The organism is Streptococcus oralis, assembly GCF_901543815.1.
In the GTDB taxonomy this organism is placed as follows: Bacteria; Bacillota; Bacilli; order Lactobacillales; family Streptococcaceae; genus Streptococcus; species Streptococcus oralis_CM.
This window is the reverse complement of sequence record NZ_CABEIU010000002.1, coordinates 463,701-478,331: the sequence shown is the minus strand read 5'-3', so window position 1 is coordinate 478,331 and position 14,631 is coordinate 463,701. Positions and strand designations below refer to the sequence as shown.

Annotated in this window: 15 protein-coding genes; 7 read left to right on the top strand and 8 right to left on the bottom strand. The window is 43.2% G+C overall.

Annotated features, from left to right (window positions below; translation table 11 throughout):
* The first annotated feature begins 1 nt into the window (after position 1).
* Positions 2 to 631 carry an MBL fold metallo-hydrolase gene (locus FQT28_RS02370; protein ID WP_143989297.1) on the top strand — a complete coding sequence of 210 codons (630 nt, stop codon included), beginning with the start codon at positions 2 to 4 and terminating at the stop codon, positions 629 to 631.
* A 38-nt stretch (positions 632 to 669) separates the two neighbouring features.
* On the opposite strand, the gene FQT28_RS02365 is transcribed toward FQT28_RS02370, so the two are convergent.
* Entirely contained in the window at positions 670 to 2,562 is a 1,893-nt protein-coding gene (locus tag FQT28_RS02365) for a M13 family metallopeptidase (protein WP_143989296.1), read from the bottom strand.
* Between the two features lie 179 nt (positions 2,563 to 2,741).
* Between FQT28_RS02365 and FQT28_RS02360 the strand changes: the two genes are divergently transcribed.
* The 6 genes from FQT28_RS02360 (at position 2,742) to FQT28_RS10045 (ending at position 7,401) form a co-directional block, all read left to right on the top strand.
* On the top strand, positions 2,742 to 3,464 hold the full coding sequence (locus FQT28_RS02360) for a metal ABC transporter ATP-binding protein (protein ID WP_143989295.1): 723 nt from the start codon (positions 2,742 to 2,744) through the stop codon (positions 3,462 to 3,464).
* Entirely contained in the window at positions 3,461 to 4,309 is an 849-nt protein-coding gene (locus tag FQT28_RS02355; protein WP_033605977.1) for a metal ABC transporter permease, read from the top strand. Before FQT28_RS02360 ends, FQT28_RS02355 begins: the two co-directional genes overlap by 4 nt.
* 26 nt (positions 4,310 to 4,335) lie before the next feature.
* Positions 4,336 to 5,268: a metal ABC transporter substrate-binding protein gene (locus FQT28_RS02350; protein WP_143989294.1), complete on the top strand. Its 933-nt coding sequence runs from the start codon at positions 4,336 to 4,338 to the stop codon at positions 5,266 to 5,268.
* A gap of 383 nt (positions 5,269 to 5,651) precedes the next feature.
* Positions 5,652 to 6,146 (top strand): thiol peroxidase, encoded by a 495-nt coding sequence (gene tpx, locus FQT28_RS02345; protein WP_084946382.1) that lies wholly within the window; start codon positions 5,652 to 5,654, stop codon positions 6,144 to 6,146.
* An 83-nt stretch (positions 6,147 to 6,229) separates the two neighbouring features.
* The gene (locus FQT28_RS02340; RefSeq protein WP_143989293.1) at positions 6,230 to 6,880 is read left to right on the top strand and encodes a metal-dependent transcriptional regulator; all 651 of its coding nucleotides are present in this window, start codon (positions 6,230 to 6,232) and stop codon (positions 6,878 to 6,880) included.
* Positions 6,881 to 6,987: 107 nt separating this feature from the next.
* Positions 6,988 to 7,401, top strand: a complete 414-nt coding sequence (locus FQT28_RS10045; protein ID WP_143989292.1) for a hypothetical protein — start codon at positions 6,988 to 6,990, stop codon at positions 7,399 to 7,401.
* 30 nt (positions 7,402 to 7,431) lie between these two features.
* Here FQT28_RS10045 and dtd read toward each other — a convergent pair whose 3' ends face one another.
* The 7 genes from dtd to FQT28_RS02300 form a co-directional block, all read right to left on the bottom strand.
* Positions 7,432 to 7,875 (bottom strand): D-aminoacyl-tRNA deacylase, encoded by a 444-nt coding sequence (gene dtd / locus FQT28_RS02330; protein ID WP_143989291.1) that lies wholly within the window; start codon positions 7,873 to 7,875, stop codon positions 7,432 to 7,434.
* 18 nt (positions 7,876 to 7,893) lie between these two features.
* Complete coding sequence (locus tag FQT28_RS02325; protein ID WP_143989290.1) at positions 7,894 to 10,110, bottom strand: RelA/SpoT family protein; 2,217 nt, start codon at positions 10,108 to 10,110, stop codon at positions 7,894 to 7,896.
* Positions 10,111 to 10,253: 143 nt separating this feature from the next.
* Entirely contained in the window at positions 10,254 to 11,384 is a 1,131-nt protein-coding gene (locus tag FQT28_RS02320) for an ABC transporter ATP-binding protein (protein ID WP_000229937.1), read from the bottom strand.
* Between the two features lie 113 nt (positions 11,385 to 11,497).
* Positions 11,498 to 12,367: a helix-turn-helix domain-containing protein gene (locus FQT28_RS02315; protein ID WP_143989289.1), complete on the bottom strand. Its 870-nt coding sequence runs from the start codon at positions 12,365 to 12,367 to the stop codon at positions 11,498 to 11,500.
* 2 nt (positions 12,368 to 12,369) lie between these two features.
* Positions 12,370 to 12,756: a Mini-ribonuclease 3 gene (locus FQT28_RS02310; protein WP_125416342.1), complete on the bottom strand. Its 387-nt coding sequence runs from the start codon at positions 12,754 to 12,756 to the stop codon at positions 12,370 to 12,372.
* A complete protein-coding gene (gene cysS, locus FQT28_RS02305) occupies positions 12,749 to 14,092 on the bottom strand; it encodes a cysteine--tRNA ligase (RefSeq protein WP_125450335.1) in 1,344 nt (447 codons plus the stop codon). The genes FQT28_RS02310 and cysS overlap by 8 nt, the downstream gene beginning before the upstream one ends.
* A 17-nt stretch (positions 14,093 to 14,109) precedes the next feature.
* The gene (locus FQT28_RS02300) at positions 14,110 to 14,631 is read right to left on the bottom strand and encodes a dihydrofolate reductase family protein (RefSeq protein WP_125424703.1); all 522 of its coding nucleotides are present in this window, start codon (positions 14,629 to 14,631) and stop codon (positions 14,110 to 14,112) included.

Genomic DNA, 14,631 nt, shown 5'->3' with positions numbered 1-14,631 from the left:
TATGAAAATCCATAAAACTGTCAATCCCGTTGCCTATGAAAATACTTATTACCTGGAAGGAGATCAACACCTGATTGTGGTTGACCCAGGTAGCCATTGGGAAGCTATCCGCAAGACTATTGAGAAAATCAACAAACCAGTCTGTGCGATTCTCCTGACCCACACCCACTACGACCATATTATGAGTCTGGACTTGGTTCGTGATACTTTTGGAAATCCCCCAGTTTATGTAGCAGAGAGTGAAGCTAGCTGGCTCTATACCCCCGTTGACAATCTCTCTGGCCTCCCTCGTCACGATGATATGGCAGATGTGGTCGCAAAACCTGCAGAACACACCTTTGTCTTTCATGAAGAATACCAGCTTGAGGAATTCCGTTTTACAGTTCTACCAACCCCAGGACACTCTATTGGCGGTGTTTCTATCGTCTTTCCTGATGCTCATCTAGTCTTGACCGGAGATGCTCTTTTCCGCGAAACCATCGGACGAACAGACCTTCCTACAGGTAGCACGGAACAACTTCTCCATAGCATTCAGACGCAACTCTTTACCCTCCCTAACTACGACGTCTATCCTGGACACGGGCCAGCTACGACCATCGCTCACGAAAAGACCTTCAATCCCTTTTTCTAGCAAGCAAAAAACCAAGGATGCTATCCTTGGTTTTAGTCTTACCAAATAATCACACGGTCCTCTGGTGCGCGCCACATACCGTCGCCTTCTTTGACATCATAAGTTGTAAAGAAGTCATCGAAGTTTGGTACTTGGATGTTGACACGGAGTTTGGCTGGCGCGTGCACGTCGACACTAGCCATGAGTTTCATCAACTCTGGACGACCTTTCATGCGCCAAATGCGAGCAAAGTTGTGGAAGAATTCTTCAGCTGAGAAGTCTGGCTCTCTCTTGGCAGCTTCAAGGGCTGCTGCAATTCCTCCCAAGTCGGCAACATTTTCTGATACAGTTAGTTTTCCGTTGATCGTTGCGCCGTAAGATTCTTGTCCATCAAACTGGTCGATAACTTTCTGCGTTTTTTCTTTAAAGGCAGCATAGTCGCTTTCTGTCCACCAATCCTTAAGACTACCATTTTCATCAAAGGAAGCACCATTTGTGTCAAAGGCATGAGAGATTTCATGGGCAATAACAGCACCAATACCACCGTAGTTGGCAGAAGACGACTGATGCAAGTCATAGAATGGAGCCTGTAAAATGGCCGCTGGGAAGACAATCAAGTTCTTCTGAGGATTGTAGTAGGCGTTGACCATATGAGCTGGCATACCCCACTCCTTGTAGTCAACCGGTTGGTTCCACTTGCTCCAGCTGTGCTTGATTTCCACACTCCCAAAGGCTAGGGCATTCTCAAAGAGACTAGCAGTTTCATCCACTACTTTGTCCTTGTAGCGTTCTGGCAATTCTTCTGGATAACCGATATAAGGCTTGATGACATTGAGTTTTACAATGGCCTTATCTCGCGTTTCAGGTGTGAGCCAGTCGTTCTTAGCCAAGCGTTCCTTATAAACGTCAATCATTGTCGCTACTTTTTTCTCTACGTCTGCCTTAGCTTCTGGAGAGAATTTTTCATGCGCATACCAGAGACCAAGAGCTTGCTTGAAAGGACCTTGGGCCAAGTGATAAGCTGCCTTGACCTTATCCTGAGCTTCTGGAACACCTGAAAGAGCACGACCATAAGCACCTGATAAAACACGAATCTCGTCTGTGAGATAGCTTGTTGAGAGATTGACCACACCCAAAATCAAGGTTGCTTTAAGTAGAGGCCACGCTTCTTCACTATAGAATTGATCTGCTGCTTGCCAGAAACGTTCCTCATCTACGATAACCTTGTCTGGAGTCTGTCCAATCACTGCTTGGAAGAAATCATCCAAAGGTAGGGCAGGGGCAAACTTTTTGAAATCTTCATAAGCGTATGGATGGTAAAGTTTGGCATATTCTGAACTTTCTTCGTTAGAAAGCACCACAGCTGCGATACGACGGTCCAATTCCAATCGTTTCTCTAGTAAGTCTGCGATTTCCTCATCTGAAAAATCATAGGCTTTGAGAAGATTTGCGCTACTTTCCTTCCAAAGAGTCAAGAGCTCCTCACGTTGAGGATGGTCTTCAGCATAGTAGGTTGTATCTGGCAAGATTGTTCCTGGTGCACTAGCCCAGAGAACATTGGTTCTGGCATCCATAAAGTCTGGTGATACTCCAAATGGAAGGAAGTTTGGCTTCCCTGCTAGTTCAAACTCTGCCAGTTTGCTAGTGAAATCTGCAAAACTCTCCAAGTCTTGGTATTCCTTGAGTAGAGGAAGAACAGGCTTGATCCCATCTGCTTCTCTCTTATCAAAATCACGTACCATGCGGTGGTACTTGACAAAATTTGAGAGGATAGCATTCTCTGGGACATCCTCACCTGCCAACCACTTGTCCGTAGTCGCTAGCATCAACTCTTCAATTTCCTCATCAAGGTCAATAAAGCCACCTGTTCGAGATTTGTCAGCTGGAATGACGGCTGTTTTTTCCCATTCGCCATTAATTGCATCATAAAAATCGTCTTGATAACGTGTCATCTTGTTCTCGCTTTCATATTTTCACTTATTCCTAGCTTAGCAAAAAAATCTAGGGAATGCAATCAAAAATAAATTTCTTGTATCTTTCATTTTATTGTTATTTTATTAATTTTTTTAAAAATTAACTTGACTTAATTTTTTTTTTAATGTATATTAAATACGGGAGGGAGGAATTTGTTATGATACGTATTGAACACCTCAGTGTCTCCTACAAAGAAACGTTGGCACTAAAGGATATCTCACTAGTGCTCCAAGGACCAACGATTACCGGAATTATTGGTCCAAATGGTGCTGGAAAATCAACTTTATTAAAAGGTATGTTGGGAATTATCCCACATGAAGGTCAGGCCTTTCTCGACGACAAAGAAGTCAAGAAATCTTTACATCGAGTTGCCTATGTCGAGCAAAAAATCCATATCGACTACAATTTCCCTATCAAGGTCAAGGAATGTGTCTCACTGGGACTCTATCCATCTATCCCGCTTTTTCACACTTTAAAGGACAGCCACTGGAAAAAAGTGGCAGAGGCACTTGAAATCGTTGGACTTTCAGACTATGCTGATCGCCAAATCAGCCAGCTCTCAGGAGGACAATTTCAACGTGTGTTGATTGCCCGTTGCTTAGTGCAGGAAGCTGACTATATCTTTCTAGATGAGCCATTTGTCGGGATTGACTCGGTTAGTGAAGAGATTATCATGAATACGCTGAGAGGCCTTAAAAAAGCTGGTAAAACAGTTCTCATCGTCCATCATGACCTCAGCAAAGTCCCCCATTATTTCGACCAGGTTTTGCTTCTCAATCGAGAATTAATTGGCCTTGGTTCGACTGAAGAAACCTTTATCGAGGCCAATCTCAAAAAGGCCTACGGTAGCAAACTCTTTTTCAATGGAGGTGACCTATGATAGCAGAATTTATCAATGGATTGCAAAATTTCCATTTCCTACAAAACGCCTTGATTACAGCTATTGTCATTGGAGTCGTTGCTGGAGCTGTGGGATGTTTTATCATCCTGCGTGGAATGTCTCTCATGGGGGATGCCATCTCTCACGCAGTTTTGCCCGGCGTAGCCCTTTCCTTTATCCTGGGAATTGATTTCTTTATTGGAGCGATCATCTTTGGTTTGATGGCTTCCATCATCATTACCTACATCAAGGGAAACTCTATCATCAAGAGTGACACCGCCATTGGTATTACCTTTTCATCTTTCTTAGCCTTAGGTGTCATCTTGATTAGTGTTGCCAAGAGTTCGACAGACCTCTTCCATATCCTTTTTGGGAATATCCTCGCTGTTCAAGATACGGACATGTGGATCACCATCGGTGTTGGGGCATTGATTCTTTTGATTATCGGGATTTTCTTTAAACAACTATTGATTACATCCTTTGACGAGCTCCTGGCTAAAGCCATGGGAATGCCCGTTAATTTTTACCACTATCTGCTCATGGTGCTCTTGACCCTTGTGTCAGTCACTGCCATGCAAAGTGTTGGAACCATTCTTATCGTGGCCATGTTGATCACCCCAGCTGCGACGGCTTACCTTTATGCTAATAGCCTAAAGAGCATGATTTTTCTTTCATCAGGCCTAGGAGCTCTGGCTTCTGTTGTAGGGCTCTTTATCGGCTATAGTTTCAATCTCGCAGCAGGATCCAGCATTGTGCTCACATCCGCCAGCTTCTTTTTAATCAGTTTCTTTATCTCTCCTAAGCAACGATACTTGAAACTGAAAAACAAAAAAATCATTAAATAACGGGGAAACCCTTCTGGAGGAATCTAATGAAAAAATTAGGTACATTGCTCGTTCTTTTTCTTTCTATCATTGGATTAGCTGCCTGTGCTAGTGGGAAAAAAGATGCAGCATCTACAAACCAAAAACTAAAAGTTGTTGCTACAAACTCAATCATCGCTGATATTACCAAGAATATCGCTGGTGACAAGATTGATCTTCACAGTATCGTTCCTGTTGGTCAAGACCCACACGAATACGAACCACTTCCTGAAGACGTTAAGAAAACTTCTCAAGCTGATTTGATTTTCTATAACGGAATCAATCTTGAAACTGGTGGCAATGCTTGGTTTACCAAATTGGTTGAAAATGCCAAGAAAACTGAGAACAAGGACTACTTTGCAGTCAGTGACGGCGTAGACATCATCTACCTTGAAGGTCAAAACGAAAAAGGCAAAGAAGACCCACACGCTTGGCTCAACCTTGAAAATGGGATGATTTATGCTAAAAATATCGCTAAACAGCTGATCGCTAAGGATCCTAGCAACAAGGAATTCTACGAAAAAAATCTCAAAGACTATACTGAAAAACTAGACAAACTAGACAAAGAAGCCAAAGAGAAATTTAACAATATCCCTGCTGAGAAGAAACTTATCGTAACCAGCGAAGGATGCTTCAAATACTTCTCTAAAGCCTATGGTGTCCCAAGTGCCTACATCTGGGAAATCAACACGGAAGAAGAAGGTACTCCTGAACAAATCAAGACCTTGGTTGAAAAACTTCGCCAAACAAAAGTTCCATCACTCTTTGTTGAATCAAGTGTCGATGACCGTCCAATGAAGACTGTTTCACAAGACACAAATATCCCAATCTACGCACAAATCTTTACTGACTCAATCGCTGAAGAAGGTAAAGAAGGTGACAGCTACTACAACATGATGAAATACAACCTTGACAAGATTGCTGAAGGTTTGTCTAAGTAATCTAGCCATTCACCTATCTTATCCTAGATTATAAACTTGCTTTATCGTTCTTTTTGTTTCTGCTTTGATAGCTCAATCATTATACATGTAAACGAGATCAAATTTTAACAGATATTTCTTTCCGTAGTGGTATCCTAGATAAGAACTCTGTACTTATCTAGGACGGAATTTTTGAGACGTTAGGCTCAAAAATTAGGGATGAAATTCCGAAGGAAGTTGCTTCCGTCCGCACTACTTAAAAGAAATATCATAATAAAACTAAAATTTAAAAAACGTCGTTCTCACATGAACGGACGTTTTTTTCTCTTTTAATTTCCAGTCAAATCATTGGAAAAATCTGACAATTCTCGGTAGAATAAAAGAAAAAAGAATGGAGTAGTTTCATGACCACTTTTCTCGGAAATCCTGTAACTTTTACAGGTAAACAACTGCAAGTCGGAGACAAGGCACTTGACTTTTCTCTTACGACAACCGATCTCTCTAAAAAAACGCTAGCTGACTTTGATGGAAAGAAAAAAGTCTTGAGTGTTGTGCCATCTATCGATACTGGCATCTGCTCAACGCAAACACGTCGATTCAACCAAGAACTAGCCAACCTAGACAACACCGTTGTTCTTACTGTTTCTATGGACCTACCATTTGCCCAAGGACGCTGGTGTGGAGCTGAAGGCCTTGACAATGCCATCATGCTTTCAGACTACTTTGACCATTCTTTCGGACGCGATTATGCCCTTTTGATCAACGAATGGCATCTCCTTGCGCGTGCCGTCTTTGTTCTCGATGCTGACAATGTCATCCGTTATGTGGAATACGTTGACAACATTAACACGGAACCAGACTTTGAAGCTGCTATTGCCGCTGTTAAAGAACTGGACTAAAATCAAAGCCATTAGGGCAGAAGGCTAGAGAAATCTAGCTTTTTTTGATATACTAGATGGAGAGAAAAGACAAGAGGAAACGAATGACGCCAAATAAAGAAGACTACCTAAAATGTATTTATGAAATCGGTACGGAAATGCAAAAAATCACCAATAAAGAAATTGCTGCCCGTATGCAGGTCTCTCCACCTGCCGTAACAGAGATGATCAAACGCATGAAAAGTGAAAATCTCATTCTCAAGGACAAGGAGAACGGCTATCTATTGACAGATATTGGCCTCAAACTGGTCTCTGAGCTCTATCGTAAACACCGTTTGATTGAAGTCTTTCTAGTTCACCATCTCGACTATACCAGTGATCAAATCCATGAGGAAGCTGAAGTCCTAGAACACACTGTATCCGATCTTTTCGTAGAGAGACTGGATAAACTGCTGGGTTTCCCTAAAACCTGTCCCCACGGAGGAACCATCCCAGCTAAGGGAGAGCTCTTGGTTGAAATCAACAACCTACCTCTAGCAGATACCAAAGAGGCTGGAACCTATCTCCTGACTCGGGTTCATGATAGCTTTGATCTACTCAAATATCTAGAAAAGCATGAAATTCATATCGGTGACCAAGTCAAAGTCAAACAGTTTGATAATTTTTCCAATACCTTTACACTGGTCAACAAAGGTGAAGACCTCCAAATTAGTATGGATATCGCCAAACAACTCTATGTCGAAAAAATCAACTAACCCCTTATTCCTGAAAGATATTCTTTTCAGGGATTTTTTATTATTTTGCTTGTAACTCCCATTTGTTTGGTGTAGAATGAAGCTAGATAAAAGAGGGAGGTCTTCCTATGAAAAAGCTCTTTAGAATCCATTTTGCAGCCATTGCAGTCAGCGATTTGCTACTGTTGGTAACTTTCAGACCCCGATATGAACTTTCTTTGGAGAGAGGCCTGATTTTTTGCTTCATTTTCATCCTTGCTCAGGGACTACTGCTGTCTCGCTTGGTCTTCCGACTCAAAAAACATTTCTCTGAGATTTATCCTCAGATGAACAAAAAAATTCGCCTTTATTACTTAGCGATTCTCTCCGTTGACCTTCTATTATTTGTCTTTTTAGCCATCACTGGCCCTCAATATTTCTACTCTCTTACTCCAGTCTTTACTTCCTGTCATTCTACTTTATATTATATAACGGCTAGTCACCTAAGAGAAAACTATCCCGACTTTTACGACAAACACATCTCCTTCTGGGAGTGTCTATAAACAAAAACCAAGCCAGCTGGCTTGGTTTTCTTATCTATTTTTCGTATCGAGGATGATGGTAACTGGTCCGTCATTGACCAGTTCAACCTGCATATCTGCTCCAAAGATGCCTGTCTGAACAGACACTTCTTGCGCTAGCTTTTGGTTGAAAGTGTCATAGAAATCTGATGCCATATCAGGCTTGGCTGCGCCAGTAAAAGCTGGACGATTGCCTTTCTTGGTATCCGCAAAGAGGGTAAACTGGGAAATAGAAAGGATTTCCCCTTCAATATCCTTGACAGACAGATTCATCTTGCCTTCCGCATCTGAAAAAATCCGCATGTTGACGAGCTTTCTCACAGCATAATCCAGATCTTCCTCTTGGTCCTCTGGTCCTACTCCGACCAACAATAAGAGCCCCTGATTGATTTTTCCCTGAACCTGACCTTCAATACTCACTTGAGCTTTCTTAACTCGTTGAATGATGATTTTCATAAAAATCCTTTCTAGATCTTAGCCATTGGTTCGTTTGACAGAGTAGACTTCTGGCACACTTTTAATCTTATCAACTACTGTCGTTAGAGTTGAGAGGTTTGAGATGCCAAAGGAGACATGGATATTGGCAAATTTCATATCCTTAGTTGGTTGGGCATTAACGGTTGAGATATTTTTGGTCGTGTTGGAAAGAACTTGTAGAACATCATTTAAGAGACCTGTACGGTTGAGGCCGTAGATATCAATGTGGGCAATATATTCCTTGCTTGAGTATTGGTCTTCCCACTCAACATCAAGGAGACGTTGTTCGTAGTTTTCTTGGGCGCGAAGGTTCATACAGTCCACACGGTGAATGGCCACACCACGACCCTTGGTAATATAGCCAACAATGTCATCACCTGGCACTGGATTACAACACTTGGCAATCCGAACTAGGAGACCTGAGGCGCCTTCGATTACCACACCGCCCTCATGCTTGACCTTGAGGGTTTCTTTGTTTTCAACCTTAACCTCGCCACCTTTGACAAGCTCTTCTGCCTCAGCCCTAGCTTTGGCACGTTCCTCCTCACGGCGTTCCTTTTCAGTCAGACGGTTAAAGACGGTAATAGCACTGATTTCTCCAAAACCGATAGCAGCAAAGAGGGAGTCTTCTGTCTTGTAGCTGGTCTTTTGAAGGACTTGGTCCATGTGCCGCTTGTCCATATACTTATTAGCCACATAGCCATTCTCTTGGAGCTGATTAATCAGCAGTTCGCGTCCCTTATTAACAGACAATTCCTTGTCTTGATTTTTAAAGAACTGACGAATCTTGTTACGAGCCTTGCTGGTCTTAACCATGTTGAGCCAGTCACGACTCGGGCCAAAAGAGTTGGGGTTGGTTACAATTTCGACCTGATCTCCAGTTTTGAGCTTGGTTGTCAGAGGAACCATACGGCCATTGACCTTAGCACCAGTTGCTTTTTCACCGACTTTGGTATGGATTTCATAGGCAAAATCAATCGGGCCTGAATCTTTTGGAAGGGAACGAACTGCACCATCTGGAGTAAAGACGTAAATCTCCTCCGCCAGATACTCTTCCTTAACAGACTCGACAAATTCCTTGGCATCGTCAGCCTGGTCTTGTAATTCCATCATTTCCTTGATCCAGTTCATACCAATCGCAGACTCTTTGCTATTGACCTGACCTTTGATTCCTTTCTTATAAGCCCAGTGAGCCGCAACCCCGTACTCAGCAACTTCGTGCATTTCTTTGGTACGAATCTGGAATTCAATCGGTCCTTTTGGTCCATAGACAGTCGTATGGATAGACTGGTAACCATTGGCCTTACGGTTTGCGATATAGTCTTTAAAACGGCCTGGCATAGGTTTCCAAAGTTCATGCACATAACCCAGCATGGCGTAAACATCACTCTGGGTATCTAAGATACAGCGAATGGCAATCAGGTCATAAATCTCCTCAAATCGTTTCTTCTTATCCTGCATCTTGCGATAGATAGAGTAGATATGCTTGGGACGGCCATAGATTTTCCCTTTTAGATTGCGTTCGGAAGTGTAGTCCTCTAACTTTGTCACGACTTCATCGACCAAAGCCTCACGCTCTCTGCGTTTTTCCTTCATCATGTGAGTGATTTTGTAAAACTCAGTTGGGTTGAGATATCGGAAGGACAAGTCTTCCAACTCCCACTTGACGCTGGAAATCCCCAGACGATGAGCAAGTGGAGCATAGATTTCCATGGTTTCTCTGGAAATGCGTTCCTGCTTGTCCTTTCGTAGGTGGTTGAGCGTCCTCATGTTATGCAAGCGGTCCGATAATTTAACCAAGATAACACGGATATCCTCAGACATGGCCATGAGCATCTTGCGGTGATTTTCCGCCAATTGCTCCTCGATTGATTTGTACTCAACCTTACCAAGCTTGGTCACCCCATCAACGATAATCCGAACATCATGACCAAACTCTTGCTCTAAATCATCCAGTGTTGCATCCGTATCTTCAACCACATCATGCAAAAAACCACAGGCAACTGTCACGGCATCTAGCTTGAGCTTAGCCAGAATCCCTGCCACCTGAATGGGATGAATAATATAGGGCTCGCCAGATTTACGGTACTGACCACTGTGGCATTCAACAGCGTAAACCAAGGCTTTATGTACAAAAGCAACATCTTCTTTCGATAAATATTTTTGCGTTAAAGCGACAACCTCATCGCCCGACAAATTCACTTCTTTCGGCATTTATTCTCTCCAATTCTTCCTACCATTTTATCACTTTTTTAAGAATATTAAAACTAGAAAAGCCTGTTTTCATGCCTAGCCTAAGCAATTAAAAGAAAAACACTGCAAGAGAGACTCTGCAGTGCTTTGTTATTTTATTTATCTTAGTAGACTGTTTTTTCAGTTTCTACATCGAAGAAGTGTGCTTTGTTCAAGTCAAATCCAAGTTCAACTGTCGCACCTGTTTGCAAGTAGTCACGAGCATCCACTTTGGCAACAAATTCATCTTTACCAACTTGGCAGTAAAGGTGAGATTCTGAACCAAGCAATTCTGATACTGAAATAGTAGCTTTGACAACTGATTCTGGGAATGTTTCAAGGAAAGCAGGTTCTGCATTCACATCTTCTGGACGAATACCAAAGATCAATTCTTTTCCTTCGTAGCCTTTTTCACGAAGAACTTTCAAAGCGCCTTCTGGCACTTTCAAGCGGAAACCGTCAGAAACAATTTCGTTGCCTTCCAATTTCACATTGATGAAGTTCATAGCTGGGCTTCCGATGAATCCTGCAACGAACTTGTTAACTGGGTTTTTGTAAACTTCTTGAGGGGTACCGATTTGTTCTACACGTCCGATAGTACCTGTACCAGCAGGGTTCTTAGTTGCTGACATGATAACGATACGGTCTGCAAGTGTCATCGCTTCTGTTTGGTCGTGAGTTACGTAAATAGTTGTAGCTCCGATACGACGGTGGATTTTCGCAATTTCAGCACGCATCGATACACGAAGTTTGGCATCCAAGTTTGACAAAGGTTCATCCATCAAGAACACTTTTGCATCACGGACGATTGCACGACCCATGGCAACACGTTGACGTTGACCACCTGAAAGGTCAGCAGGTTTACGATCCAAAAATTCTTTCAAACCAAGGATTGCTGCTGCTTCTTGCACACGTTTGTCGATGTCTTCTTTGCTGTACTTACGCAATTTCAAACCGAAAGCCATGTTGTCATATACAGTCATGTGTGGGTAAAGAGCGTAGTTTTGGAATACCATAGCGATGTCACGGTCTTTTGGAGCTACGTCATTGACAACCACGCCATCGATAGATGCAGTACCTTCTGTAATGTCTTCAAGACCAGCGATCATACGAAGAGTTGTTGATTTACCACACCCTGAAGGACCTACGAAAACGATAAATTCTTTGTCTTTGATGTCCAAGTTGAAGTCTTCAACTGAATAGTGTTCGCTGTTTGGATATTTTTTGTAAATATTTTTAAGATTTAATTCTACCATCGAGGTGAACTCCTTTTGTCTTTTGATAGTTTTATTATAGATGAAAACGCTTTACTTTTCTATGGCAAGGTGACCAAAAAAATAAAAAAGTTCTGTGCAACTTGCACAAAACTTTAGAGAATATCTGGTAAAATTAGCTGATAACATAGGGTAAGGTCGGTCAACTCCTTCAACTGTAGCCCTGTCAATTCTTCCCATCTATCAATCTTGTATTGGAGAGAATTGCGGTGCAGGTAGAGTTGTTGGGCTGTTTTAGTGAGAACGGCACTATTTTCCCAAAGAGAGAGAATGATTTCCTGAATCTGATCCTGATCCAAAATCATCTGGTGCAGGCATTCCTTGATTACCTTCAAGTCCACGCTCCTTTCTCCCATACTCCAAAGATAGAGTTGTGAAAAGGTATGAACACCTTGGTGACCCTGACGCCACCAAGTCTTAAACAAGTCTCGCTCTGCTTGGATTAAATCTGACAGAGCCTGATACCCAGCCTGTGACCAAACCTGTCCTAACATGATAGACAGACGAAGACCAAAGTCATACTCCACTGCTTCAATCGTATCACTTAAAATAGCTCGTACAGAGCTGTACTTATCTTGTTGAAGAACAAATACATAATCCTGAGCCCCGACCTGTAGCACTGTCTGGCAGTTGGGAAAAAGAGTCCGCATCATGTCTAGCCAAGAGGCCAGATTTTCCTGTTGGAAATAAGAAAGATGACAATAAACCAATTGAATCTTTTTGAAAGCTTGCGGTGCCTGCCCCTTCCCCTCAATCAGATAGGGATACCAAGGATCGAGCGAACGAGCCTGCTCCTGCTGGGTCAAAAGGGCAACCAGCTGCTTTTCACGCTCGCTGAGCCCAGCTTCCTCCAGTAAAATCCACTGCTGAGAGGCTAAAGGGAGAGTTAGATAGCCTGGTTTCTCTACTGGCTGATCTGAAATCTGAGCTTCAGGAAACCAGTCTTGTAGTTCTTTAGCAAGCATTTCTACTCCTCCACTTTTTGGATACACCAAGAAATTAAGGTCTCTAGCCGCTCCAGATTTTCAGTCAGATGGAGATACCCCATCACCGCCTCAAAGCCAGTAGACATGCGGTAGGTCACCACATCAGCATTTTTAGCCTTTGTGTGACTATTGGTATTGCGACCACGTTTGTAGATTTCTTCTTCTTTTTCCGTCAGGACTTGCTCCTCCAACATAAGGGCAATCAAGCGCGCCTGAGCCTTGGCTGACACATACTTAGTCGCCTCTTGGTGGAGTTTATTGGGCTTGGTCATGCCTTTGAGGATGAGATGGCGACGAATATACATGGAGTAAACTGCATCTCCCTCAAAAGCCAGCGCTATCCCGTTAATGAGGTTGACATCAATCACGAGTCCACCTCACTCCATCCTTGGTGTCAAGGAGCTTAATTCCTTGAGCCGCCAATTGGTCACGGATTTGGTCCGCTGTCGCAAAGTCACGATTGGCACGCGCCTCTTGACGTTTTTGGATCAAGGCCTCAATGTCTGCATCTAGAACTTCTTCTATAAAGACAATACCAAAAACTTCTAAGAGCTTGGCCAAAGCTGCCTTTACTTCAGCGGTGTAGTTACCAGAGTTGATCCACTTAGCCATCTCAAAGACAACTGTGATGCCGTTGGCAGAGTTGAAATCCTCATCCATAGCGGCTACAAACTTATCTTTAAAGGCTTGTAACTCTTGGACATCAACACTCCCAGTAAATGGCTGCTCATAAGTGTTCTTCAGATACTTGAGATTAGTCTCCGCATCACGCACTGCTTTTTCGGTAAAGTTGATAGGCTTACGGTAATGCTGAGTCGCAAAGAAGAATCGAAGCACTTGACCATCAAGAGTTTTGAGGGCATCATGGACTGTGATAAAGTTGCCCAAGGACTTAGACATCTTGACATTGTCGATGTTGACAAAACCATTGTGCATCCAGTAGTTGGCGAAAGTCTTGCCTGTTTTGGCTTCTGACTGGGCAATTTCATTGGTGTGATGCGGAAACTCCAGATCGGCTCCCCCACCGTGGATATCAATGGTATCGCCCAAAATCTCTGTCGACATGACCGAACACTCGATATGCCAACCCGGACGACCAGGTCCCCAAGGACTATCCCAAGAAATCTCGCCTGGTTTTGCAGCTTTCCAAAGGGCAAAGTCCACAGGATTTTCCTTACGAGCTGTTTCTTCATCTGTACGACCTGAAGCACCCAGTTCCAAATCTTCCAAAGTTTTATTGGCCAACTTAGCATAGTTGTGGGATTTTTCCACACGGAAGTAAACATCCCCTTGACTCTCGTAAGCATAACCTTTTTCAATCAAGTCAGCGACAAAACGAATGATGTCCGCCATAAACTCCACTACACGCGGATGGCGAGTAGCAGGTTTGACGCCTAAGGCCGTCACGTCTTCACGAAAGGCAGCAATGTACTTGTCCGCAACCTCTTGAGGCGTGATGCCTTCTTCCTTGGCGCGATTGATAATCTTATCATCTACATCCGTGAAATTGGAAATATAGGCAACCTCATAGCCACGATATTCAAAGTAGCGACGAATGGTATCAAAGGCTACCGTTGAACGAGCATTCCCAACGTGGATATAGTTGTAGACGGTTGGCCCACAGACATACATGCGAACCTTGCCCTCTTCAATGGGCACAAATTCACGTAGGCTGCGGGTCATGGTGTCGTAAATTTTAATCATGCGGTCCACTCCCTTCTCTATTTCTGACTTTTTCGGCTGAAAACCAGCTCTGCAAATGGGCCAAATTGTCTGAGGTTATCCAGTTGGTAAAAGCGCTGCCCTTCCTCTTGGGTAAAGAGGGGAACCCCCTTTCCTAGGATAAGGGGTGCTATCTGAATAATGAGGTGGTCGAAAAGATCCGCATCCAAGAGCGGTCCTACCAAGGAATTACCACCAATCACAAAGACATTTTTGCCTTTGTCAATCTGGCGAACAAAGTCCACCACATCCCCAGCTACTGGCTGGTAATTGCTAACAGGCAGGTGCCTATCATGCGTAAAGACATAGTTTTCCGTAGCTTGATAAAAACTTTCTACATCTTGCAAATCTTGGATTTCCTCAAAGGTCCGCTTGCCCATGATGGTGATATCCATTTGCCTGTAAAAATCATCATAGCCTGTATCCTCTACAGAACCAAGCTGATGCAGCCAGTCTATCCTGTGCTGGCTGTCTGCCAAGTAGCCATCCATGGTGATACAGCCGTAAAAATATACTGCCAT

What these genes read in the sequence shown, in the direction of transcription:
- FQT28_RS02370 (WP_143989297.1), top strand. Translation starts at nt 2, where the DNA reads ATGAAAATCCATAAAACTGTCAATCCCGTTGCCTATGAAAATACTTAT.
- FQT28_RS02365 (WP_143989296.1), bottom strand. Translation starts at nt 2,562, where the DNA reads ATGACACGTTATCAAGACGATTTTTATGATGCAATTAATGGCGAATGG.
- FQT28_RS02360 (WP_143989295.1), top strand. Translation starts at nt 2,742, where the DNA reads ATGATACGTATTGAACACCTCAGTGTCTCCTACAAAGAAACGTTGGCA.
- FQT28_RS02355 (WP_033605977.1), top strand. Translation starts at nt 3,461, where the DNA reads ATGATAGCAGAATTTATCAATGGATTGCAAAATTTCCATTTCCTACAA.
- FQT28_RS02350 (WP_143989294.1), top strand. Translation starts at nt 4,336, where the DNA reads ATGAAAAAATTAGGTACATTGCTCGTTCTTTTTCTTTCTATCATTGGA.
- tpx (WP_084946382.1), top strand. Translation starts at nt 5,652, where the DNA reads ATGACCACTTTTCTCGGAAATCCTGTAACTTTTACAGGTAAACAACTG.
- FQT28_RS02340 (WP_143989293.1), top strand. Translation starts at nt 6,230, where the DNA reads ATGACGCCAAATAAAGAAGACTACCTAAAATGTATTTATGAAATCGGT.
- FQT28_RS10045 (WP_143989292.1), top strand. Translation starts at nt 6,988, where the DNA reads ATGAAAAAGCTCTTTAGAATCCATTTTGCAGCCATTGCAGTCAGCGAT.
- dtd (WP_143989291.1), bottom strand. Translation starts at nt 7,875, where the DNA reads ATGAAAATCATCATTCAACGAGTTAAGAAAGCTCAAGTGAGTATTGAA.
- FQT28_RS02325 (WP_143989290.1), bottom strand. Translation starts at nt 10,110, where the DNA reads ATGCCGAAAGAAGTGAATTTGTCGGGCGATGAGGTTGTCGCTTTAACG.
- FQT28_RS02320 (WP_000229937.1), bottom strand. Translation starts at nt 11,384, where the DNA reads ATGGTAGAATTAAATCTTAAAAATATTTACAAAAAATATCCAAACAGC.
- FQT28_RS02315 (WP_143989289.1), bottom strand. Translation starts at nt 12,367, where the DNA reads ATGCTTGCTAAAGAACTACAAGACTGGTTTCCTGAAGCTCAGATTTCA.
- cysS (WP_125450335.1), bottom strand. Translation starts at nt 14,092, where the DNA reads ATGATTAAAATTTACGACACCATGACCCGCAGCCTACGTGAATTTGTG.
- FQT28_RS02300 (WP_125424703.1), bottom strand. Translation starts at nt 14,631, where the DNA reads ATGGCAGTATATTTTTACGGCTGTATCACCATGGATGGCTACTTGGCA.